This window comes from Asticcacaulis aquihabitans (genome assembly GCF_032490435.1).
Classification (GTDB): domain Bacteria; phylum Pseudomonadota; class Alphaproteobacteria; order Caulobacterales; family Caulobacteraceae; genus Asticcacaulis.
Map to the genome: position 1 here is coordinate 403,387 of NZ_JAVGWM010000003.1, position 23,152 is coordinate 426,538.

Genomic DNA, 23,152 nt, shown 5'->3' on the forward strand with positions numbered 1-23,152 from the left:
AGGTCAGCTCAATGATGGGCCCCGTCCCATTTTGTAATCTTCAGGGCGTCGAGATCCATATCGGGTAGGCAGCGCAGATTGATGGCCTTCGTCGCTGCGCCTTCGCCGTTCTGACCGTCTGAAAAGGGTGCGATGCCGCAATTGGCACAGAAATGATGTTGAAGCACCCGTGTGTTAAACCGGTATGTCGACAGGGCATTTTCCGGCGTTTTCAGCCGGAAGGCGTCAGCGGGCACGAAGGCTAACAGACCACCGCGCCGGCGGCACAGTGAACAATTACAATCCAACCCTTCGGTAAAATCGCCTTCGACCTCAAAGGCGATCTGGCCGCAATGGCAGCTTCCCTGATGCAACATATGTCTGCTCCTGTGTTTGCCGGACCGTATTCGGCCGCGCATAAGAAAACAATCGGAGACAACGCGTCGCATGTACCGGCTTATGTCAGCATGATAAACCTTCGAAATGAGTTCAGAACACGCCCTTGCCGCCCGCCAGAAAATCCGCCAGGAGGCGGCCGCCATCGGGGTGGACGAAGCTTTTATTTCGCGTCTGGTCGATGAATTTTATGATCAGGTGCGCGTACATCCGCACTTGGGACCGGTTTTCAACAATGTGGTCGAAGACTGGCCCGACCACCTCGCCAAACTCAAACAATTCTGGGAATCTGTTGCGCTTAATGCCGGCGTTTATTCCGGCCGCCCAATGCAGGCACATTTGAAGGTCAGGACGATAGAGGCGGCCCATTTCGGCGAGTGGCTATATCTGTTCGAACAGACCCTGCGCGATATCGCGCCTGGCGAGGCGGCGGTGGACTATTTCATGATCCGCGCCAGCCGCATTGGGGAAAGCCTGAAGCTGGGGCTGTTTTTCCGGCCGGATAACACCACACACTGAAGCGCCTCTCCGTCACGGACGAAGAGGCGCTCTAAACGCGTGGATTGCAGGGTGCGTGGCCCCGCTATTTTACGCCCATCTTCTTTTGCAGTTCCGAGGAAGAGGTCGTGTACTGGAAGCGCAGCTTCTTGTCCGGATAAACATAGCGGAAGGCTTGTTGAGCCATCAGGGCGGCTTCGTGGAAGCCCGACAGGATAAGTTTCAGCTTGCCTGGGTAGTGATTGATGTCGCCAATGGCGAAGATGCCCTTGGTCGATGTCTCGAACTTTTCGGTATCCACCGGAATCAGGTTTTCATGCAGGTTGAGCCCGAACTCGGCAACCGGTCCCAACTTCATGGTCAGGCCAAAGAAGGGCAGGAAGGCGTCCGCCTTCAACTCTGAGGCCACGCCGTCCGCGTCCTCAATATGCACGGCTTCAAGGTAATGCGAGGTTTCGCCCTTGAGCGCCGTCGCCTGGGCAATCACCAGGTCCATTTTTCCCTCGGCGACCAACTCGCGCATCTTGGCGACGCTGTGCGGTGCGGCCCTGAAGTCGTCACGACGGTGGATCAGAGTGACGCGCTTGGCGATGGGTTGCAAATTGAGCGTCCAATCGAGCGCGGAATCGCCGCCACCCGAAATGACGATTTCCTTATCGCGGAAGGCTTCCATCTTGCGAACGGCATAGTGGACGCCGACGCCCGGCCCAATGTTTTCGAAGCCATCGATGCCGGGGATGGGCGGTTTCTTGGGCTGGAACGAGCCGCCGCCTGCGGCGATAACGATCACCTTGGCACGGACGACCGTTTGCTGGTCCGTGGTCACTTCCCACAGGCCTTCATGCTCACCTTCTTCGATTTTGCGCACCGCCACAGCCATTTCGCCGAGATGATATTTGGCGCCGAAGGGATGAATCTGCTCAAGCAGGCGCTTGGTCAGGTCGTCGCCGGAAATGATCGGCCAGGCGGGAATGTCGTAGATCGGCTTTTCCGGATACAGTTCGGCGCATTGTCCGCCGACCTTATCGAGAATGTCGATCAGGTGGCATTTGATATCGAGCAGGCCAAGCTCGAATACGCTGAACAGGCCCACGGGCCCCGCGCCGATGACCACCACGTCGGTGGTCCAGGTCTGACCGGCTTCCAGCGCATCGATGTGATGAAGCGGATTGGCTTCGGCATCCAGGGTCATTTTTTTCTCCAAATAGTATCAGGGATTAGTTTTATTAAACTTGAAAACGCTATAAAGAAGCGCTCGCTTAAGGGCAACTGAGGCTAAAGAGGCCAGGTCGGGAGCCAAGTCGGGGATAGTTATGTCGCGTGATCGTTTGCCGCCGCTGTCGGCGCTTCGGGTGTTCGAAGCGGCTGCACGGCATGAAAGTTTCAAGCAGGCCGCCGAGGAATTGTTTGTGACACCCGGTGCCGTGTCTCAGCAAATTCGTTTGCTGGAAGAGCATGTCGGTGTCGAACTGTTCGTGCGTGACGGGCGCCGCGTTGTCCTGTCCGAGGCGGGCAAGGCGTCGGCCCAGATTCTGAAGGAAGCCTTCGAAAAGATGTTCGAGGCGACGCGCCTGATGAAGCAGGGCAGCCAGAAGGGGCGCGTCACCGTGTCCGCAGCCCCAAGTTTCGCGGCCAAATGGCTGATGCCGCGCCTGTATGACTTTAGCGCCGCTAATGCCGATATTGACATCTGGGTCAGTGCCGATATGGCGCCCGTCGATTTCGCCGTTTCCGATATCGATCTGGCCGTCCGCTACGGCAACGGCCACTACAATGGCCTGAACGTCGAACACCTGCTGGCCGAAGCTGTCGTCCCCGTCTGTTCGCCCCTGTTGTTCGAAGCCGCACCGATGAAGCGCCCCGTTGACCTCAGTCACCATGTCCTGTTGCATGACGTGGGATTTGAAACCGATCCATCGTGCCCGGACTGGGCGATGTGGTTGAAGGCGCATGGCGTCGACGGCGTCGATGCCTCGCGCGGGCCGCGTTTCAACCAGTCGTCCATGGTCATTGAGGCGGCGGTTGCCGGTCGCGGCGTCGCCCTGGCCAAGCGCACCATCGCCGAGGCCGACCTGCAGGCCGGCCGGTTGATGGTGTTGTTTGACGAAAAGGACAAGCCGCTGGAATACGGCTATTATCTCGTCTGGCCGCAAACCCGCGAACCGACCGCGGCGCAACTGCGTTTCATGGAGTGGCTGCGTGCCGAAGCCCGCCGCGACGCCAGCGCGCCAAAAGCCCAGGCGGAAACGCCGGTCTTTGCGGCTCAGGATATTTAAGGAAGCGGCCAAGAGAGCACTTTCCAAAGGTGTGACGCACATTTCGGAGCAAAGGTGCGTTAGATCAAAAAGCCCTAGTCGGCCGCCATCCACGGCGGTACCGGCAGGCCTTTTTCGCGCAGGAACGGTGGATTGAAGATCTTCGAGGCGTAGCGGTTGCCGTAGTCGCACAGGACGGTGACGATTGTCTTGCCCGGGCCCAGGTCCTTGGCCATCTTCATGGCGCCGACGATGTTCAAGGCCGCAGACGTGCCGAGGCACAGGCCTTCGTTCTGGATAAGATCGTACAGGACGGGCAGCCACTCGCTGTCGGCCACCTGATAGGCGCGGTCAATCGCGATTCCTTCGAGATTGGCGGTGATGCGTCCCTGGCCGATGCCTTCGGAAATAGAGGTGCCTTCCGATTTCAGTTCGCCGGTGGTGTAATAGCTATACAGCGCCGCGCCGAACGGATCGGCCAGGCCGATCTGGATGTCCTTGTTTTTTTCCTTGAGATAAAGACTGAGGCCGCCCAAGGTACCGCCCGAGCCGACGGCGCAGATAAAGCCATCGATCTTGCCGCTCGTCTGCGCCCAGATTTCCGGGCCGGTGCCTTCGATATGGGCCTGGCGATTGGCGACATTATCGAACTGATTGGCCCAAACTGCGCCCAATTCCTGCGCCAGCGTTCCGGAATAGCGAACATAGTTGCCGGGATTGGCGTAGGGCAGGGCATCAACCTCGATTAATTCGGCCCCAAAGGCGCGAATGGCGTCCTTCTTCTCCTGCGCCTGCGTGCGCGGAATGACGATGGTGGTCTTGTACCCCAAGGCGTTGGCGACCAGCGCCAGCCCGATTCCGGTATTGCCGGCAGTTCCTTCGACGATGTGGCCGCCGGGCTTCAGATTCCCCTTTTTCTCATGGTCGCGAATGATCCACAGAGCGGCGCGGTCCTTGATGGACTGTCCGGGGTTGAGAAATTCGGCCTTGCCATAAATCTCGCATCCGGTCGCCTCGGACGCGGCCTTGAGGCGAATAAGGGGCGTATTGCCGATCAGATCGACGACGGAAGTCACGGTTTTGGCCATAGCGGGAGTCCTTTTGAGGCTTGGCTTGCTATCAGATCGGGACCGCAGACCCAAGCGATGGATTCTAAGCCGGCGATTTAGACATTCTGGTTCAAGCCGACAAGGAAAAGCTTTTGGCGATCACGGCTTTATGTCTATATGGCGCCACCGCCGAAGCGGCTGCGACAACGATTTGAGGACCAGGACAGAAGGCGAATGGCCGTTTTTACCCCCGTATCCCTGGAGGACGCCCGCGCCTATTTGACCGCCTATGATATAGGCGAGCTGATTCATCTCGAGGGCATCGAAGAAGGCGTATCCAATACCAACTTCAAAGTGGAAACGACCTCTGGCCTATATGCCCTGACCCTGTTCGAAGCAGCGACGCCGGAAGACGGCTTGCCGTGGTTTATGGACTATACGCTCTACCTCGACCGCAAGGGCTATCCTGCGCCTGGGCCGGCTTTGACGCGTGACGGGCAATCGCTTGGGCGGATAAACGGGAAGCCATGCGCCTTGATCAAGTGGTTGCCGGGGCGTTGGCCACGCAACCCGGATGTGCGCCATGCGGCTTCGGCGGGGGAATATCTGGCCAGGCTGCATCTGGTCGGCGGTGACTTTCCGCAGTATCGCGAAAATGCCATGGGGTTGGCTGCCTGGCCCGGCCTGATCGCGCGCTGCGAGCCCGGGGCGGCCCGGTCAGAGCGTGCTCAGGACATATTGGCTGATTTCCGCGAGGAACTGGCGTTTCTCCAGGGCAACTGGCCGTCGGGCTTGCCGACCGGCGCTATCCATGCCGACTATTTCACCGACAATGTGCTGATGAACGATGACGGCCAAGTCACGGGCGTCATCGACTATTATTACGCCTGTACAGACGCCTATGCTTACGATCTGGCCGTATCGCTCAACGCGTGGGGCTTTACCCCTGGCGGGCAAGCCCTGCCGAATATGATCTCGGCCTTTTTGAAGGCTTACAATGACACGCGCCCGTTGTCGGAAGCTGAAATCAGTGCCTTGCCTTTGTTCGCGCGTGGCTCCGCCGTACGGTTTACGCTGACCCGGCTATATGATCTGCTCAATCACGATCCGTCCTGGGTGGTGAAACCCAAGGATCCGGAAGCCTTTTACCGGCGGCTCGACTATCATCGCGGCATCCAGACGGGCCACACCTATTTCTGATGCCCTTCTGTAGCGGATGGTTACGGTATGTGATGTTTAAGCAAAATTTGTCAGGTCTGTGTTGCGTGCTAGCGGTCTTGATACTGGCGACCGGCACTCCTGCGATGGCGCTTAGCACTCCAGCTCGCTCCGCCGCTGAGATACGCCAGCTCAAGGTTGAGGCGCGTGCGGGTGACGTGTCTGCCATGCTGGCCTTGGGAGAGGCCTATCACTATGGCCGGGCACCGGGCTTTACGTCTGACCAGGCTTGGGCGGCCTATTGGTATGGGCAGGCCGCGCTGACCGGAGACGCCGAGGCTGAAACCCGGCTGGGTGAAATTTACAATGATCCTCAGGGTGAGTTCTACAACGAAGCTATGGCGTTTGCCTGGTACGAAAGCGCGGCCTGGAAGGGCTATTTGCCAGCGCAAAGTGCGCTTGCCCAACTATGGGAACACCCGTTTTCTGTCGCGCCCAACTACATCAAAGCCTATGGATGGTATGTAAAGGCGGCGCAACAGGGCGATGAATCGACTTGGGAGGTGCTGGACGATCTCTATGTCTATGGCGATACCGTGACCTCCTATACCGAGGTTTTTGACCGGCTGGCGCGGGAAGCGGCGGCCGGTGACGCCGAAGCGCAATGGCGGCTGGGCAGGCGCTTTCTGTTCAGGGAGCCTCAGCCGGATGTTGCTCAGGGTTTGAAATGGCTGGAGACATCGGCCAGGAATGGCAGCGCCAAGGGACTATATTATTTCGGCGCGGAACTTATGATGGGTCAGCAATTGCCGGAAGACAGCGCGCGCGGCATGCAAATGGAAAAACGCGCCGCTGATATGGGTTTCATTCCGGCCCAACTCTATTGGGCCCATAACTATCCGCCTGAAGGTCAGGCGCCGGACACAGAGACTGAAACCATGATTGCCGACTGGTGGCTTGCCGCAGCGGAGAAGGATGTTTCCGAGGCCCAGGAATCGCTGAGCCATTATTACCTTGAGGGCGCTTTTGTCAGGCGGGATCGTGCAGAAGCCTGGAAATGGCACGTTCTGTCTTTTCGTAGTCCCTATCGCCAGTTGTCATGGCAAAGGGACATTTTTCCAGGGCTTTCAGAAGATGAAAAGGTCGAAGGTCGGCGCCGCGCCGATATCTGGCTTGCGGCCCACCCGGGTCTCTATTGGCCACGTCCGCATTGATCACAGACCTGGAATTAATTGGCCACCGCCGGGAAGGGGATAGGTCGCGCCGTTAAGACCCGGATTTCGTGATGTGTCGTATCGCAGGGTATGGCCCTGACTGTCGATGCGTGACCGGTCTCCGTTCAGCACTCCGACGGCGCTGTCTGCTGTCAGGGTCCAGGTGCTGGTGGCATCCAGCGCCACGTCGGTATTATGCGTGGCAATGCCGGTAAAGTGCGACTCTTCGTTCAGATTGACCGCAATGTGACTTATGGCGTCGGTGACGAAATTACCGGTCAAGGTCTGATGACGGGCGTCAAGCGTGGCGTCGCCGCCATTGCGACCCAATTCACCCCATTGATCGGCCGCCGCGCGCAAGATGATGCCGCTGGTGCTGCGCAGTTCAACCGTGTCGAGCGCGATGCGGGCGCGCATATTGGTGACGTAAAACACCGCCCGTCGCCCGTTCGCGGTTCCGCCTTTAAGACTTAATCCGTCATTGACCTGTTCAGCCGCCGTCATCATGTCGGTTACCGGGCGCATGCCTGTGGCCTGGCCCGCTCGGCCATGGTGGTCGCCCATCTGGCCTTTGTCGCCCTGTTGGCGCCCACCAGGCCTGTCGTCGCTGGGGTGGCGCCCACCGAATTGGCCGCCGTCGGGCGGGCCGTCATGCTCTGCCGCATCGCCGGCCTCGGCCGGGCGATACAGCATGACGGCGTAGTCGCCCGACAGGTGGCTATCGGTGAAATGGATAGGGTGTGGACCTGTGACAATAACGGCTTCGGCGCGACGGGCCTCGGCGGATACGCCGGAAGCCACAAGCGGCCTGCCCAGTAGGAACGCGGGTGATAACGGCCCGGCGGTCGTGAAATGCCCCCCCGTTAGGCTAACGGGAGGGCCATGCGCCTCAATGGACACGGCAATGGCATGATCGGATTGTGTGGCGACCGACACGTCTGTCGCCTCAAATGCACTACCGGGGCGAATTTCAATACCGTATGCGCCGCTGCCCGCCGTGGTGAGGCTGGCGCCAGTTGCGCGCAGGTCGGTACCGTCTCCGTGGACGTAGGCCGCCGTCGCGCCTTGACCGCGCGTGTCTATGCGGCCACCAAGCACGGTCACGCTGGCGCCGCTATCGATAAGCAAGGCTGAATTCATACCGTATTGGCGAGTATTGTCGACCAGTGTCGCCGCGCCCGAGGTCGTGATCGTTACCGTATCCAGTGTCACCTGGGCATTTCGCAGGGCGTACAGGCCGGACATATCGGGTTTATCGGAGGGGATGTTGGTGGCCTTGAAAGCCTTTGTCTCACCCACGACACTTACTACGCCCTGGAGCCGCGTGGCTACGGCCACAACGGTAGGCGCGGGCCGCATGATGGCGGGGCTATCCTGTGCGGGCGCCTGCTCGCCCTGGCCGCGTTTTCCGTGACGTCCGCCGCCCGGGCCACCGCCCATACCTTGACCCATGCCCATTTCTTGGCCCATCCCCTGCGCCATGACCGAAGAGGCCAGTATCAGGCCGGTAAGCGTAAAGCCGGTGAGTGTAAGATAGGCGGATGTGCGCATGAAGAAGCCCCTGTTAGGGGCTTCGCTTAGCAGACCATCTGGGCGAGAGTTTGCGGCAATTGTATCAAGCCTGACGCTTAAGGCTGCCGTTAGGCGCGGCGCTGAAACGCTTTGACGGCCTCCATGGCCGCGAACTCATCGTTGCGGATGGAGTGGATGGTTTCCTTTTGGCCGTGCAGTTTCTGGATCGCTTCCGGCACCTCGGGCGCAAAGCCCAGGGCCGATGTCACGAAATCCGGGAACTTGGCGGCATGGGCGGTCGACAGGGCGATCTGCGGGACAGCCTGGCCCAGGCCGCGCTTGAGGGCGGCGGCCACGGCCACGGCGGTGTGCGGGCAAATGACCCGGTTCCATTTCTTGTAGGCGTAGGCGATGGTTGCCTTTGTCTCGCCTTCGGAAATGGAGCTGGCCGTCACCTGGGCGTTCAGCGCGCCCTGGAGATCCGGCGCGATATAGACCTTGCCGGTGGCGTTGAAATTGTCGAACAGCCCCTTGGTGCCTTCCGCCTGACGGCCGGAGGCTTCGAAGATCAGGCGTTCGAAATTCGACGGCGCCTGAACGTCCATCGACACCGACGCCGTTTCGACGGCCGGACGGCGGACATAGTGGCCGGTATTGATGGCCTGGGCGAGGGCATCATTGCTGTTCACGGCGGCGTGGATATGGCCGACATTGCCGCCGATCTTGCGGCCGACCCAGCCGGCGAACGCATCGCCGAAATTGCCGGTGGGCACCACGAATTCCGGATGAGCGGCGCCCGATGCGGCCGCGGCGGCGAGATAATAGGGCACCTGACCCAGCAGACGGCCCCAATTGATCGAATTGACCGATGAAATCAGGCCGTACTGCTTCAATTCCTCTTCGCCCAGCAAGCGCTTGACCATGCGCTGACAGTCGTCGAAATCCCCTTCGACGCCGATATTGAGGACATTGTCGGCTTCTACCGTCGTCATTTGCAAGCGCTGGACCGGCGAGACGCGGCCAAGCGGATGAAAGACGACCAGCCGGACATGCTCTGATCCCGCGAAGGCGCGCACCGCCGCCGCGCCTGTGTCGCCGGAGGTGGCAGTGACCAAGGTCAACTTTTCACCGCGTTGTGCCAGGGCCGCATCGGTCAAAGGGGCGATCATCTGCATTGCCATGTCCTTGAAGGCCAAGGTCGGCCCGTGCCATAGCTCCAGGATCCACAGATTGTCTTCGACCTGGACCAGGGGCGTCTCGCCGGCGCTGTTCAGGAAGGCGGCCCGGGTGCGGGTGGCGGCCTTTTGCACGGCATCGGCCCCAAGGACGTCGACGCCGAACAGGGTCAGCAGCTTTTCCGTCAGCAGGCCGTAATCACCGGCCGAAGCGGCGTTCAGGTCAAAGTCCGGGACAGGATAGGTTTCAGGCACATAGAGGCCGCCGTCGGGCGCCAGGCCATCGAGCAGAGCGCCGGCGAAAGTCCGGGGTTCACGAAAACCGCGTGTGCCTATATAGTTCATTTTGTTACCATTTTCCCGCTGAACAATCGCTTGCTTAAGCCGGTCCTTGTCCGTAAAAGCGCGCCCTAACACTTTACGTCCGGTTAGAAAACCCCTGATGACATCCGAGGCTTTAAAATCCGTGCTGGCAAATGCCCGCCGCATCACGATCAAGGTCGGTTCGGCCCTGGTTGTCGACAGCGCGACCGGCGTGGCGGATGCTGCCTGGATGCTGGGGCTGGCGCGCGATATCGCCGATCTGCGGGCCGAGGGGCGATCGGTTCTTTTGGTGTCGTCCGGCGCCGGCGCGCTGGGGCGTCGCTATCTGGGCCTGAAGCGGGCCAAGCTGAAACTGGACGAAAAGCAGGCCGCTGCCGCTGCCGGGCAGCCCCGCCTTATGAGCGCCTGGGAGGCGGCCTTCTCTCAGGTCGGGCTAAAAACCGCTCAGGTTTTGCTGACGCGCGAGGATACCGAGAAGCGCCGGCGCTGGCTGAACGCGCGCGCCACGGTCGATACGCTGTTCGACATGGGGTGCGTGCCGATCGTCAACGAAAATGATACGGTGGTCACCGAAGAAATCCGCTATGGCGACAATGACCGGCTGGCCGCGCGGGCAGCGCAGTTGATCCGCTCCGAAGTGCTTATTCTCCTGTCGGACATCGATGGTCTGTACACGGATGATCCGCGTCGCAATCCGGAAGCGCAGCACATTCCGGTGGTCGAAAAGCTGGATGCATCGATCGAAGCCATGGCTGGCGGTGCCAATGAGCAGGCCGGGGTGGGAACGGGCGGCATGGCCACCAAGATCGCCGCCGCCAAGATTGCCGGGTCGGCCGGTTGCGCCACCCTGATCGCCTTCGGCCAGACGATCCGCCCGTTGTCCAGCATCGAAAAATTCACCGTCATAAGGCCTCAATCCTCAGCGACGGCAGCCTATAAGTCGTGGATAGCTGGAACGGTGGTCCCGGCGGGAAAGCTGATGCTCGACGAAGGGGCGGTGCGCGCTCTGCACAACGGCAAGAGCCTTTTGCCGTCCGGTATCGTCGATGTCGTCGGCGCCTTCGACAAGGGCGACAGTGTATCGATTGTGGCGCCATCGGGCGCCGAAGTAGCGCGCGGCATCGTCACCTATTCCGCCGCGGCCATCCGCCTCATCCGGGGCCGCACCAGCAAGGATATCGAAAGTTTGTTGGGCTATACGGCCGGCGACGAAGTCATCCACCGCGATGATATGGTGTTGGTCTAAGCGCCTACACTCGGTTGCGCGCTGGTGCGGGCCACAGCGGATAATATCCGATGAAACGGTCGTAATTGTCGGCATTTGCGCTATATAGGCCCTGAAGAAGGAGCCTTCCGATGGACGACCAAAGCGCCGTATCCCTGACTGACCTGATGACCGCCATGGCCGCGAAAGCCAAGGCCGGCGCGGAAGCCCTGCGTCTGGCCGGCCCGGACGTCCGCACGAAAGCCATTCTGGAGGCCGCCCGGTCGCTCCGCAGTCGTGAAGCGCAGATCCTGGCGGCAAACGTGACAGATCAGCAGTTTGCCCGCGACAAGGGGCTGACCGACGCCATGATCGAGCGCCTTATCCTTAATCCGGCGCGCGTCGAAGCCATGGCCCGGGGATTGGAAGAGGTTGCGGCCCTGCCCGATCCGGTCGGGCGCGAACTGGCGCGCTGGACGCGGCCTAACGGCCTCGATATCGCACGCGTGTCCACGCCCATCGGCGTCATTGCCATCATTTACGAAAGCCGCCCCAATGTCACCGCCGATGCGGCGGCTCTGTGCATCCGATCGTCCAATGCGGCCATTCTGCGCACCGGCTCGGAAGCGCTGAATTCGGCAATGGCCATCTATGCGGCCTTCGAAGATGGATTCCGCGCTGCGGGTCTGCCTGATACTTGCGTGCAACTGGTGCCGACGTCCGACCGGGATGCGGTGGGCCTTATTCTCGGTGGCCTTGACGGTGCCATCAATCTGATCATTCCGCGCGGCGGCAAATCGTTGGTGGCCCGCGTCCAAAAAGAGGCGCGTGCTCCGGTTCTGGCCCATCTGGAGGGGCTTAATCACACCTATATTCACGCCGATGCCGACCCGCAAAAGGCCGTCAGCGTCACCCTGAACGCCAAGATGCGTCGCGTGTCGGTCTGCGGAGCCACGGAAACCCTTCTGATCGACGCGGCCGTGGCGGATGCCCTATTGCCCCAGGTGGCAGCGGCCCTGGCGTCGGCCGGCTGCGAACTGCGCGGCGATGCGACGGCGCAGAGCCTGTATCCCATGGCGGCGGCAACCGAAGAGGACTGGCGTACGGAATATCTGCTGCCGATCATCGCTATCCGGGTGGTTGACGGGATCGATGCCGCCATCGCCCATATCAAGACCTATGGTTCCGGCCATACCGAAGCGATCATCACAGAAAATGCCGTTGCGGCCGAAACTTTTCTGAACGCGGTCGATTCCGCTATTGTCATCTGGAATGCCTCGACGCAGTATGCCGATGGCGGCGAATTTGGGTTCGGCGCTGAAATCGGCATATCGACGGATCGTTTGCACGCGCGCGGGCCCGTAGGTGTCGAACAGTTGAACACCTTCAAATATGTTGTTCGGGGTGACGGCCAAACCCGCCCTTAGTTCCGGTGGCCTTTAGTTCCTGTGATCCTGACGGATGAAAATCGCGATCGTATTGCCGCCGGTCTATGCCTTTTGTGCGCTTTACCCGCATTCCATTGAAACGGTAATTAGAACTCTGGCGGCTGGATTGCCACCGGAGGATCAGTTGCTGGTCATCTGTGATAAGGGGGCCAAGGCCCGATGCGACATTCCGGTGGTGGAGGTCGCCAATAGCTGGCACCGCTCACGCGACATCATTGCCGCCCTTCGCGCCTACGATCCGGACATTATCGAATTTCATCAAAGCGCCGCCATATTGCGTCCGGTCGCCAAGGCCTTCCGCGATCGAGCGACTGTTTTTTATCGCCACAACTACGTCAAGCCGCCAAAGAACCGTATCGATGCGTGGCGCGTGACGCGCCGGCTGCGCTACTTCAAGACACTGGTCTTCGTCAGTGATGATACGCGTGAAGATTTCTTGAGCTATTTCAGGGGGCTGGCCGACAAAAGCGTCACCATTCACAACCCGATCCAGATCGACCACTGGACGGGCAATCCGGACGACAAGGACAGGACCATCCTGTTTTGCGCCCGCACCGTGCCTGAAAAAGGCCTGGCGCCAATGATTGACGGTCTGCTGGACCTGTTGCCGCGCTATCCGGAGTGGCGCGGCGTTTTGTTGCTTGGCGATTTTGCCGCCGGAGGAGCATGGGCAGACGCGCAAGTCGCGCGGTTGGCGCCCATCGCTGACCAGGTGTCTATTCTGAAAAATCAGAGCCTGGAGGACGTGCGCCACCATACGCAGCACGCGGCGATTGCGGTTATTCCGTCGATGTGGCGTGAGCCGTTCGGCCTCACCGCACTCGAAGCACACGCTGCCGGTTGCGCGGTCGTGTCTTCGGGTAGCGGCGGTTTGCGTGAAGTCAGCGGCGCGCACGCCCTCTTTCTCGATGAGGTCACCGGTGCGGCGATAGCTGCCGCCGTTGCTGGCTTGATAGACGCGCCGGACACACGAAAGGCCCTGGCCCAAAACGGGCAGGCGCATGTCAGACACGCGCACGCCCTACCGACACGTATTGCTCAGATGGCGGACTTACGCCGACGCATGACGGTAAATCGTTAGAGATTTCCGAGCGAAAACGCTGTCATTTAACTGTCTTGAAATCCCTTTATGGACAAGGTTCTTTCTGTCACAATCAGAACGTTTAACAGGTTTTTGGTTTTGCCGCGCTTTCTGTCCGAAGACCGGGCCATTGGCGCGGTAATCTCACCTTATCGGGAAGCGCTCTAAAGTTCGGCTTATTTATGGACAAGCGTCAAAGCGTCTGGAAGTTCATTCCACTGGGTACCGTCTTGGGGTGCGCCGTTCTGATTGCGATGGCTTTTTATCCGCCGCTTCATATCTTTCTGGTTTTTGTCGCGCTGCTGATCATTGGCTACACCATGGTCAAATATCTGGTGATGATCGGGGATGCCGAAGAGCGTATAAAGGCGCTGAAGGCGCCGGAAAAGCAGGTTAAGGTCCAGCCCGAAGGGCCCAGTTTTCAGGAAGTGCTGCGCGCCGTCCCCGACCCGGTCATGATCGTTTCAGGCCATGAGCCCGACGATATCGCTGCGCGGCGCGTCATCTTCGCCAATGCCGCCGCCCAGATCGTTTTTCATCTGCGTGCCGATGGTGGGCCGCTGGTCGGCGCCATTCGCGTGCCGGAAGTGTTGGAATGCGTCGATGAGGCGCTGTTCGGAGGCATCAGCGGTTCCGTCGATTTCGAAACCAGCGGCGGTGCCCGTGACCAGTTCTGGCGCGCATTTTCCTCGCCGCTGCCTATGGAAAACGTCACCGATGGCCAACGTCTCGCCCTTCTGGTCATACGCGACGAAACCGATGCACGGCGCATGGAACGTATGCGGGCCGACTTCCTGGCCAACGCCTCGCATGAACTGCGCACACCCTTGGCCTCCATCACCGGCTTCATCGAGACCCTGCGTGGTCCCGCAAAGGACGACGAAAAGGCACGTGACAAATTTTTGACAATCATGAGCGCCCAGGCTGACCGTATGGGGCGGCTGATTCAGGACCTGCTGTCCCTGTCGCGCATCGAAATGAGCGAACATGTGCCGCCGTCGGGTGAAGCGGACCTCGTTTCGGCGGTCAAGGATGTCACAGACAGCCTGTCTTTGATCGCCCAGCAGAAGCATGTCCGTCTGCATGTCGATGCGCCGCGTCCAGGCCTTTATCCCATTATCGGTGATCGCGATCAGATTCTTCAGGTTGTGCAAAACCTGGTCGATAACGCGCTTAAATACGCGCCTAACGAGTCTCAAGTCAGCATATCGGTCTGCTTCGACGTACCCCTGCCGCAGGTCACCTCGCTTAGCGACAAACAGGCGGCGAAGCTGGTGCTGCTGCGCCCGGACCGCAATGTTCACGACCACTATGCCCGCGTTACCGTGCGCGACGAAGGGCCAGGTATCAAGCGTGAATTCCTGCCGCGTCTGGCGGAGCGTTTCTATCGTGTCGAAGGCCAGAAAAGTGGCGACCGCCTGGGCACCGGCCTGGGGCTGGCGATCGTCAAGCACATCATCAACCGTCACCGTGGCGGGTTGGTGGTGGAAAGCCAGGGGCCAGTTTCGGCGAGCCAGGACGATATCCTTGAGCGTGACGGTAAGGTGGCCGCTATTGCGCAGCCGGCCCCCCGTACGTTCACCGCCTTTAGTGCTTACTTCCCCCAGACGCGCGCCTTCGGCGATGCCCCGACGCCGCATCTGATCGTTTCCGAAACCGCTGTCGGGCTTAAGGATGCGGGTTAACCCCCTTTTTCCGCCGCCCATTATAAAACTGTCACAAAAACCGCCTAATGGGCTATAGTTCCTGACAATTCGGGCGCCATGGCGTCAGGCTTCAGATCAGGGAATATCAAGGTGCCGATCAAGATGAACAATCACATCGTCAAGACTTATGGCGACGAACTCGACCAGCTTTCCGCTGAGGTTGTCCTGATGGGTGGCCTGGCCGAGGCTCAGGTTGCCGAAGCTGTCGAAGCCGTCGCCCGCCGCGACGTTGCCCTGGCGCAAAGCGTCGTCAGCCGCGATCACAAGCTCGACGAACTGGAGAAGGACATCGAGCGCAAGTGCATCCGACTGATCGCCCTGCGTCAGCCGTTGGCCGAGGACCTGCGCAAGACCGTCGCCGCCATGAAACTGGCGACCGCGTTGGAGCGCACCGGCGATCTGGCCAAGAACATCGCCAAGCGGTCCTTGGTCATTTCCGAAGCCGAACCGATGACGCCGCTGACGCGTTCCATCGAACGGATGGGTAAGCTGGTGTCGTCACGTCTGCGCGACGTGCTGGACGCCTATAAGGGCGGCAAAGCCGACCTGGCCCAGAGCGTCTGGGCTTCGGATACCGAAGTCGATGAACACTACAATGCCTTGTTCCGCGAACTGCTGACCTACATGATGGGCGATCCGCGCACCATCTCGGCCTGCACGCACCTGCTTTTCATGGCCAAGAACCTGGAACGCATTGGCGATTACGCGACCAACATGGCCGAACATATCAATTACGAGCTGACGGGCGAAGACTATGTCGAAAGCCGCCCGAAGGCCAATACGCTGAGCAATCTGGAATAGATTAGAGTGTTATGAAGCCCTACATCATCATTGCCGAAGACGAAGACGCGCTGGGGACCCTGCTCAGCTACAATCTGGAGAAAGAGGGCTACGAAGTCGGTCTGGCGACGGACGGCGACGAAGCCCTGGTGATGATCAAGGAGCGCGTGCCTGATCTTCTCGTCTGCGATTGGATGATGCCGAAAGTATCCGGCATCGAAGTCTGCCGCCGTGTGCGCCAGCAGACCCAGACCCGCAACCTACCCATCGTCATGCTGACGGCGCGCTCGGAAGAAACCGATCGTATCCGCGGTCTGGATACCGGCGCGGACGACTATGTCGTCAAGCCGTTCTCCATGGTCGAGTTGATGGCGCGTATCCGCGCGGTCCTGCGCCGCATTCGCCCGGCCCTGTCGGAAGACCGGGTCGAATTCGGTGAGATCAGCGTTGATCGCCTGTCCCACCGCGTTCAGCGTGCCGGCCGCGATATCCATCTGGGGCCAACGGAATACAAGCTGCTCGACTACCTGATGCAGTATCCCCGCCGCGTCTTTTCGCGCGAACAATTGCTCGACGCCGTTTGGGGCAATGACGTCTATGTCGAAGCCCGTACAGTTGACGTCCATGTCGGTCGCCTGCGTAAGGCACTGAACAATGGCGCCGATTTCGACCCGATCCGTACCGTTCGCTCAGCTGGTTACTCGCTCGACGTTCAGGGCTAATATCTCCCCTAATTTGTCCCCAGGGCCGTGCGGCGCAGGATCAGGTCTGCCGTCTGTTCCGGCTGGTCCCACATGGGAAAATGCCCGCATCGTTCGAACCAGTGCAGCGTGGCGTCAGGAAAAGCGGCCAGTGCCCGCTCGGCCTGAACGGGCAGGCACAGGCGATCCTGGCATCCCCAGCCAATAGTGACCGGACCCGATGACGCCGCCGATGGTCCCGTTTGCATCGGGCTGTTGTACAGGTCTGTGACCAAGGCGTTGTAGGTTCCGGTGTCGGCGAAGTGCTTCAATTCATCGGCTGCGAAATCGGATGGCAACGACGAAGCGCGCGCCGACAGTTGCAGCAGAAGCAGGCTGCGCAGGAAGGCATTTTTTACCATGGCCGGCAGGCCTGCCTTCAGTCCTCGCAACAAAAGTCCCGACGCTATCAGACTGGCATCAAAATAGTTGCGTTCCCAACCCTGCCAGAAGCCGCCGGGATCGAGCGCCACAGCAGCGCCGACCCGTCCCCGCCGTGACAGTTCCAGCACCATGCGTCCGCCCATCGAACTGCCGGCGACATCAATTCCTTGCCACCCTTCACGGTCTAACAAACGTTCGACCGATTCGGTCAGCCCGTTGAACGTGGTGCCATCGTCGTCAACCGGCGTGTCGCCATGGCCAGGCAGGTCAATGACAATCACCTCTCGCGCAGAGGTCAGCCGGGGCAGAACCAACCGCCAGGATTGCCAAGTCCCGCCCAGTCCATGGATGAGCAGTAGTTTAGGACCGTTGCCTTGACGATATCGGATCATCGATCGGTCTTGTGGCATTTGATACCTGGCCTGGCGTGCGTTTAGACATGAACTGGTTTGGGGCGTTTCGCGGCGGCCCGCCTTTGCGCGAAACTCAGCTGTATGGCCCTACGCGTAAGGTTTCGATATTTCTATCAAGCCGTGCGGTCTATTTTTACGCCGGGCAGGAGTTTGGGCGGCGCGAGGCTGAGATCGAAGCGGATTTCCTTACTGCGGTAGTCGATGGTCACGGCCGAAAATTGCCGCAGGTAATCCATGCCGATCAGCAGGGCAGGGCGTTGCCGCAGCTTCCAAACACTGAAATCCGGCACGTCGGCGATCACCAATGTGCCGTCGGTAAAGGTCAGGTCTTGTAGTCTGATGCGTTTGACCGGCAATATGTCGCCGGTGAATTCGCCGCCCGTAACGCCGGTTAACGTCATCGTGCCACGGGAGACAAGCTGGCGGTTGCGCGCCTTTAATGCGGTCATCAAGGCGACATTGCCGACCGAAACCTCGGCGCCGGTATCGATGAAGGCCGTGGCGGACAGGTTATCGACTAAGCAGTCTATGATACGCAGTCGGCCATCGCTGCCCTTGGTGCGTATGTGTGTCGATTCCACGCCGCGTCCGGGTGCGTTAGGCTTTGATTTCGGCTGTTCTATGCGCATGAGGCGGTGCTGGAAATCGAAGGTGGTACGCGTCCCGTTGATAACGTCCAGTCCAAGATAGCCATCGGCGAACAACGAAGCGCGCGGCAGCACAGGCAGGTCTAGACCGGTACGGTTGAACGGGCCAAAGGATAGGCTGTCTATATGACTGCTCGGTACCTCGATGCGCTTAGATATGCCATCGATCGTCACCGGCCTGCCGGCAGGTAAGGCGAGACGCGCGGCGACATTATCCGCGATGACCGATCTTTCGGCGCCGGTGTCGACCACGAAGTGATACGGGCCTTGGCCATTGATTTGCACGTCGATCGTCAGGTGATTGGCGAGGTCCCTGCCGGCGGCCAGATTGGCCGTGTCGTGGTCGGCATCCGCGCCGGGTGGTGGCGTGGCCGTTATCGTCTGACAGAAGGCGTGGCGCGTGCGCAGAGCACCAGTAATGGCCACAGCGCCTGTACAGGCGATCAGGCCGCGTCGCGACGGACGGCGGAATAGGCTGGTCATGGACGTTTCCCCGGCCGCGTTATATTTTCAGGCCGGGAATTAGCATAACGTTGTTTTTAAGATGTGCAATGCTGGCCCAGGTCAGAGCCCGAGCCCGGCGCGTTGGCGGGCGGCATAGAGGTCAGTGCCCGGTGTGGTATAGGCCTCAAGCACTGCTACGGCATCTAGCCGATGAACGTCGGTTATCACCTCAATGCCTCGCCCCCGGTATGTGTCTGCCCAGTCGCCGCGCTTGTCGCCTTCGTCGAACTGCACGCGGCGGTCGTCGGCGGCGCGGGCGGAGCAGATAAGACGCCGAACCCCCGTCCACGGAATGGTGCCGCCACACATGGCGCAGGGTTCGGAACTGCTGACCAGCTCACAGGCGCTGATCGGCACGTCACCGCCGGCCAGCCGACGTTCGGCCAGGCAGATCGCGACCATTTCGGCATGCAGGATGGACGATTTCTCACGTAGGGCCAGGTTGACGCCAAGCGCGACAAGGCGACCGGTGTCCATTTCGAACACTGCAGCGGAAAAGGGGACACCTGTGCCTTCCATGACCGTGCGTTGCGACATCTCGATCACGAAAGCCGCACGCGCCTCTATGGTCGCGAAAACCGGAGCGGCTTCATTGATCTCATCGACCCAGGCGGGCGTGGAAAAGCTGAAGCCGGCCATGATTTACAACCCGACCAGAAAGGTTTTGGAGCAGTACTCACAGGTGATGTGCACCTTGCCATCGGCTTCGAGCATTTCAGCCTGCTCCTCGGGGCTGAAGGACTGCACCAGTCCTTCGACACGGTCCTGGGAGCAGCGGCATAGCTTATGAATGTGCTTCGGGGCCGATAGCCTTACGCCGTCCTCATGGAACAGGCGATAAAGCAGACGATCGGCGGACAGGTCGAAATCGGTCAGCTCTTCCTCGCCCAGGGTTTCGAACAGGGCGCGGATATGCTGGAAGGACTCTTTGGTTTCGCCACGGGTTTCGTCGGCAGCGATGGCCTGGATCATGGCGCCGGCGGCGCGCCAGTGACGCCCGTCCAATCCGGACGTCTCGCTGACGGCCAGCTTGATCTGGGTAGGGACCTGCTCAGACTGGGCAAAGTAATGTTCGGCGCACAGGGCCAGGCTTTCCCCTTCGATCGGGGTGATGCCCTGATACCGCTCGCCATGATCTTCCGGATCGAGCGTCATAATAAAGGTACCCTTGCCCAGAAGGCTTTGGGCGCCCAGGCTTTGGAACTTGTTTTCGTTGTTGGCGATGAGGGCGTCCAGCTCGGCGCGGTCGAAGCGACAGAAGCCACGCAGGCCGCCGCGCGTATCGTAGTCGGCCACGACATAGCGCACGACGCCATCGCCCTGAGCCTGAAGGATCAGCCGGCCTTCGAATTTCAGCGACGCCCCGACCAGCACGGCCAGCACGCAGGCTTCGCCGAGCAGGTTGGCGATCACCGGCGGATAATCGTGCGCCTTGAGGATCTGATCTATTGTGTCGCCCAGCCGGACCACACGCCCGTGGACAGGGTGCGCCTCGATGACGAAGCGGGCGGAATAGTCTTCGGTGGGGTCGATGGTATCGGGCATGAACTCAGTAGATTTCGTTGCAGAATTTACGGGTTTTGCAGGCTTTTGGGTCATTGGACAACAGTTTTAAAGAATTAAGCCGCCACATGCCATAATAAATGGCGAAGGCGGTTGTGCGGGGGGCACTTTTATCTTATTTGGCGCGCGACTGTAAAAGCCGGGCGAACGGCTCCTGTGAGCCTTTGACGCCCTTAGATAGGCGTGACCGCTATGAATGCAAGCTTCCCCCAACCGACCCTCGCCACCCTGGTGCTCGATTTCGATTCGACCTTCACCTCGGTCGAGGCGCTCGATATCCTGGCGGAATTGCTGTCTGCGGCCGATCCGGCCCGGGCGGCCGACGTCGCCCTTATCAAGAGCCTGACCGATCAGGCCATGTCCGGTGAAATCTCCTTCGCCGAAGCGCTCAACCGCCGTGTCCAGATTCTAAAGCCGACGCGCGATGATATTGCCGCCCTTATAGACGTGCTAAAAACCAAGGTATCGGTGTCCATCGAACGCAACCGGGCGGTTTTCGGGGAAAACCCGGGCAAGTTCCGGATTATTTCCGGCGGTTTTCACGACTTTATCGATGCGGTTGTCGCTGATTACGGTATCGCTGCTGAATATGTGCTGGCCAACCGCCTGATCTGGAATGAAGACGGTGTCGCGACGGGCGTCGATCAGGCTAACCCGCTCAGCCAGGATGGCGGCAAGATTACCGCTGTCGGGCAACTGGGCCTGACCGGTGATATCGTCATGATCGGCGATGGCTGGACTGATTTCGAAGTGTACAAGGGCGGCGCGGCTTCGCGCTTCTACGCCTTCACCGAAAACGTGGCCCGCCCGAAGGTAGTCGCTGCCGTCACGGGCGATACCGCGCATATCGCCGTGTCGTTCGACGAAGTCCTGCATGCCGAAGGGTATCAGGGCCGCTACAGCTTCCCGCGCTCGAAGCTGAAGGTGCTTCTGCTCGAAAACATTCACCCCGAAGCGATACGCGCCTTCCGTGAGGAGGGCTATGACGTGACCACCGTGAAGGGGGCGCTGGATGAGGACGACCTTATCAAAGCGTTGCAGGGCGTGCACATCTTGGGTCTGCGGTCCAAGACCAACCTGACGGCGAAGGCGGTCGAAGCCGCAGACAAGCTGATGGCTGTCGGCGCCTTCTGCATCGGCACCAATCAAATTGACCTTAAGGCCTGTTCGCAAAAGGGTATCGCGGTCTTCAATGCGCCCTATTCCAATACACGTTCGGTGGTGGAAATGGTCATGGGCCTGACGGTCATCCTGACACGGAATATCTACGACAAGTCAGTGCAGATGCACGGTGGCAAGTGGGACAAGTCGGCCACCGGCGCCCATGAAGTGCGCGGCAAGACATTGGGCATCATCGGTTACGGCGCCATCGGCTCGCAATTGTCGATCCTGGCCGAAGCCTTCGGCATGCGCGTTATCTATTTCGATCTGGCGGAAAAGCTGACACTCGGCAATGCGAAACGTTACCGTTCGCTGGACGCATTGCTGGGCGAAGCCGATGTGGTATCGCTCCACGTCGATGGCCGTGCGGAAAACAAGAATATCTTCGGTGCGGCGCAATTCGCCCGCATGAAGGATGGCGCGCTGTTCATCAACCTGTCGCGCGGTCATGTCGTCGACATCGATGCCCTGTCCCAGGCGCTGCAATCGGGCAAGATCTATGGCGCAGCCGTCGATGTGTTCCCGGAAGAGCCGCGCACCAATGACGATCCGTTCGTCAGTTCGCTGATCGGTTTGAAAAACCTCATCCTGACGCCGCATATCGGCGGTTCGACCGAGGAAGCCCAGGAAGCCATCGGACAGTTTGCATCCGAACGCCTGCTGAACTTCCTCAATCGCGGGGACACCACCTTCAGTGTGAACATGCCGCATGTTCAGTTGTCGGAAGTTGAAGGCCGCCACCGTTTGCTGCACCTTCATAAAAACGTGCCGGGTGTACTGGCCGCCATCAACCAGATCATGGCCAAACATGATCTGAACGTTCTGGCGCAGCATTTGAAGACCAACGAAACTCTGGGCTATGTTATCGTGGACGTTGACCGCGGCTATCCGAAGGAAGCCCTGGATGAATTGAAAGCGGTCAATGGGACGCTGAAGTTCCGTTCCCTGCAATAACCCGTTCGCGTCGGCTGTCTGTAATAGCCAGTAGACGGATCGGTCGGCATATCGTCCGCATTCGGACAGGCGCGTATCGTCCACGACGTCAAGTTTAGGCGATGGTTTGGTCGCGCCCCGCCATTTGGGGCGTTGCCGCTAAAGGACTAATCGAAATAGAGCACGTCATCGCCCGGCTCTTCGGGCTTGGGTGCTTCCGGTGTTGCCTGCGCGGGGCCATTCGTCACACGCAGCCATGCATCGTACACTTCCTGAGGCACCTTGGCCGGACGCGCATCGCCCGGCGCCAATTTTTGAATGAAGTTGAACTTCAGACCCATGCGGTTCGCCATCGACCAGGCGGCGGATCCGCGTTTGACCATTTGGCTATTCAGGTCGATTAGCCAGATTTCGGATGGAATATGCGACAGGGCTTCCATGGCGACACGGGCGCCGGTGGCGCTCGAATCCAGGATACGGCAGTTGATGATCTGGTTATCGGAGAGAAACAGCAATACCCCCGTATCGTCGCGTGCCTGACGGGGTTCGGATCGGCGATCGCTGTATTGATCGGGCATGATAACTTCCACGCCATTGCTCGGCTGCGACCGTCCGGGAAAGTTTGGCGCGGTGGATTTAAACGTCGAAGGCTGGCGCGAGGATGTGTTCATGGGCATCAGTCTGAATATGTAAGTATTAGTGCCACGGCATGTGCACGTGGCTGATCGTTAAGCGGACGCATTACAGATACTCAGGAAGGCCAATGGAGTTTGGCCGGGGCCGAACACGCTACGGATATCTTCGCAGTAGGCGCATATAATCGTGCTGTGGTGGAGACTTTAGCGCCGGATAGTTTATAAAAAATGAGTAGGTGCCCAAAAGAGATGCGGCGACCGCAAAATGCCTGTGGATTTAAATCTCCTGGCGACCCTTGACTTTTCAATGAGCAACAGGCATTTACCGGCTCTCGCTTATGCGAAATAACTATTTCGGCGTTTCGCCGTTAATCTGGCCGCGTGAGGTATGCC

Annotated in this window: 21 protein-coding genes; 11 read left to right on the forward strand and 10 right to left on the reverse strand. The window is 59.7% G+C overall.

Annotated elements, in window-relative coordinates:
* Positions 1–8 precede the first annotated feature (8 nt).
* The gene (locus RCJ00_RS12565; RefSeq protein ID WP_316222300.1) at positions 9–356 is read right to left on the reverse strand and encodes a GFA family protein; all 348 of its coding nucleotides are present in this window, start codon (positions 354–356) and stop codon (positions 9–11) included.
* A 106-nt stretch (positions 357–462) separates the two neighbouring features.
* Between RCJ00_RS12565 and RCJ00_RS12570 the strand changes: the two genes are divergently transcribed.
* Entirely contained in the window at positions 463–894 is a 432-nt protein-coding gene (locus RCJ00_RS12570) for a group III truncated hemoglobin (RefSeq protein ID WP_316222302.1), read from the forward strand.
* A gap of 64 nt (positions 895–958) precedes the next feature.
* On the opposite strand, the gene RCJ00_RS12575 is transcribed toward RCJ00_RS12570, so the two are convergent.
* Positions 959–2,065, reverse strand: coding sequence for an NAD(P)/FAD-dependent oxidoreductase (locus RCJ00_RS12575; RefSeq protein WP_316222303.1), 1,107 nt, complete (start codon positions 2,063–2,065; stop codon positions 959–961).
* A gap of 121 nt (positions 2,066–2,186) precedes the next feature.
* On the opposite strand from RCJ00_RS12575, the gene gcvA reads away from it, so the two are divergent.
* Complete coding sequence (gcvA, locus tag RCJ00_RS12580) at positions 2,187–3,149, forward strand: transcriptional regulator GcvA (protein WP_316222304.1); 963 nt, start codon at positions 2,187–2,189, stop codon at positions 3,147–3,149.
* 74 nt (positions 3,150–3,223) lie between these two features.
* Here gcvA and RCJ00_RS12585 read toward each other — a convergent pair whose 3' ends face one another.
* Entirely contained in the window at positions 3,224–4,216 is a 993-nt protein-coding gene (locus RCJ00_RS12585; RefSeq protein WP_316222306.1) for a cysteine synthase A, read from the reverse strand.
* 195 nt (positions 4,217–4,411) lie between these two features.
* Here RCJ00_RS12585 and thrB point away from each other — a divergent pair, with 195 nt between their 5' ends.
* A complete protein-coding gene (thrB, locus tag RCJ00_RS12590) occupies positions 4,412–5,377 on the forward strand; it encodes a homoserine kinase (protein WP_316222307.1) in 966 nt (321 codons plus the stop codon).
* A gap of 65 nt (positions 5,378–5,442) precedes the next feature.
* Complete coding sequence (locus tag RCJ00_RS12595; protein WP_316222308.1) at positions 5,443–6,549, forward strand: tetratricopeptide repeat protein; 1,107 nt, start codon at positions 5,443–5,445, stop codon at positions 6,547–6,549.
* Here RCJ00_RS12595 and RCJ00_RS12600 read toward each other — a convergent pair whose 3' ends face one another.
* Together RCJ00_RS12600 and thrC are read right to left on the reverse strand one after the other, a co-directional pair.
* The gene (locus RCJ00_RS12600) at positions 6,550–8,100 is read right to left on the reverse strand and encodes a hypothetical protein (RefSeq protein WP_316222310.1); all 1,551 of its coding nucleotides are present in this window, start codon (positions 8,098–8,100) and stop codon (positions 6,550–6,552) included. It lies immediately after the preceding gene.
* 89 nt (positions 8,101–8,189) lie between these two features.
* Entirely contained in the window at positions 8,190–9,581 is a 1,392-nt protein-coding gene (gene thrC, locus RCJ00_RS12605; RefSeq protein WP_316222311.1) for a threonine synthase, read from the reverse strand.
* Between the two features lie 97 nt (positions 9,582–9,678).
* Between thrC and proB the strand changes: the two genes are divergently transcribed.
* The 6 genes from proB (at position 9,679) to phoB (ending at position 16,501) form a co-directional block, all read left to right on the forward strand.
* Positions 9,679–10,806 (forward strand): glutamate 5-kinase, encoded by a 1,128-nt coding sequence (gene proB / locus RCJ00_RS12610; RefSeq protein ID WP_316222312.1) that lies wholly within the window; start codon positions 9,679–9,681, stop codon positions 10,804–10,806.
* Positions 10,807–10,916: 110 nt separating this feature from the next.
* Positions 10,917–12,191: a glutamate-5-semialdehyde dehydrogenase gene (locus tag RCJ00_RS12615; protein WP_316222314.1), complete on the forward strand. Its 1,275-nt coding sequence runs from the start codon at positions 10,917–10,919 to the stop codon at positions 12,189–12,191.
* 34 nt (positions 12,192–12,225) lie between these two features.
* A complete protein-coding gene (locus tag RCJ00_RS12620; protein WP_316222315.1) occupies positions 12,226–13,293 on the forward strand; it encodes a glycosyltransferase family 4 protein in 1,068 nt (355 codons plus the stop codon).
* 182 nt (positions 13,294–13,475) lie between these two features.
* The gene (locus RCJ00_RS12625) at positions 13,476–14,978 is read left to right on the forward strand and encodes a sensor histidine kinase (protein ID WP_316222316.1); all 1,503 of its coding nucleotides are present in this window, start codon (positions 13,476–13,478) and stop codon (positions 14,976–14,978) included.
* A 123-nt stretch (positions 14,979–15,101) separates the two neighbouring features.
* Positions 15,102–15,800, forward strand: coding sequence for a phosphate signaling complex protein PhoU (gene phoU, locus RCJ00_RS12630; RefSeq protein ID WP_316222317.1), 699 nt, complete (start codon positions 15,102–15,104; stop codon positions 15,798–15,800).
* Between the two features lie 11 nt (positions 15,801–15,811).
* A complete protein-coding gene (phoB, locus tag RCJ00_RS12635) occupies positions 15,812–16,501 on the forward strand; it encodes a phosphate regulon transcriptional regulator PhoB (protein ID WP_023456332.1) in 690 nt (229 codons plus the stop codon).
* 8 nt (positions 16,502–16,509) lie between these two features.
* On the opposite strand, the gene RCJ00_RS12640 is transcribed toward phoB, so the two are convergent.
* From RCJ00_RS12640 to RCJ00_RS12655, 4 genes are all read right to left on the reverse strand, one after another.
* Positions 16,510–17,295, reverse strand: a complete 786-nt coding sequence (locus RCJ00_RS12640; RefSeq protein ID WP_316222318.1) for an alpha/beta fold hydrolase — start codon at positions 17,293–17,295, stop codon at positions 16,510–16,512.
* 134 nt (positions 17,296–17,429) lie between these two features.
* Positions 17,430–18,446: a retroviral-like aspartic protease family protein gene (locus RCJ00_RS12645; RefSeq protein WP_316222319.1), complete on the reverse strand. Its 1,017-nt coding sequence runs from the start codon at positions 18,444–18,446 to the stop codon at positions 17,430–17,432.
* Between the two features lie 81 nt (positions 18,447–18,527).
* Entirely contained in the window at positions 18,528–19,106 is a 579-nt protein-coding gene (locus RCJ00_RS12650) for a nucleoside deaminase (RefSeq protein WP_316222320.1), read from the reverse strand.
* Between the two features lie 3 nt (positions 19,107–19,109).
* The gene (locus RCJ00_RS12655) at positions 19,110–20,012 is read right to left on the reverse strand and encodes an Hsp33 family molecular chaperone (RefSeq protein ID WP_316222321.1); all 903 of its coding nucleotides are present in this window, start codon (positions 20,010–20,012) and stop codon (positions 19,110–19,112) included.
* Between the two features lie 210 nt (positions 20,013–20,222).
* On the opposite strand from RCJ00_RS12655, the gene serA reads away from it, so the two are divergent.
* Complete coding sequence (gene serA / locus RCJ00_RS12660; RefSeq protein ID WP_316222322.1) at positions 20,223–22,145, forward strand: phosphoglycerate dehydrogenase; 1,923 nt, start codon at positions 20,223–20,225, stop codon at positions 22,143–22,145.
* A 146-nt stretch (positions 22,146–22,291) separates the two neighbouring features.
* Here the strand turns inward: serA and RCJ00_RS12665 are convergent, their stop codons facing one another.
* Complete coding sequence (locus RCJ00_RS12665) at positions 22,292–22,702, reverse strand: hypothetical protein (RefSeq protein ID WP_316222323.1); 411 nt, start codon at positions 22,700–22,702, stop codon at positions 22,292–22,294.
* Positions 22,703–23,152: the final 450 nt, after the last annotated feature.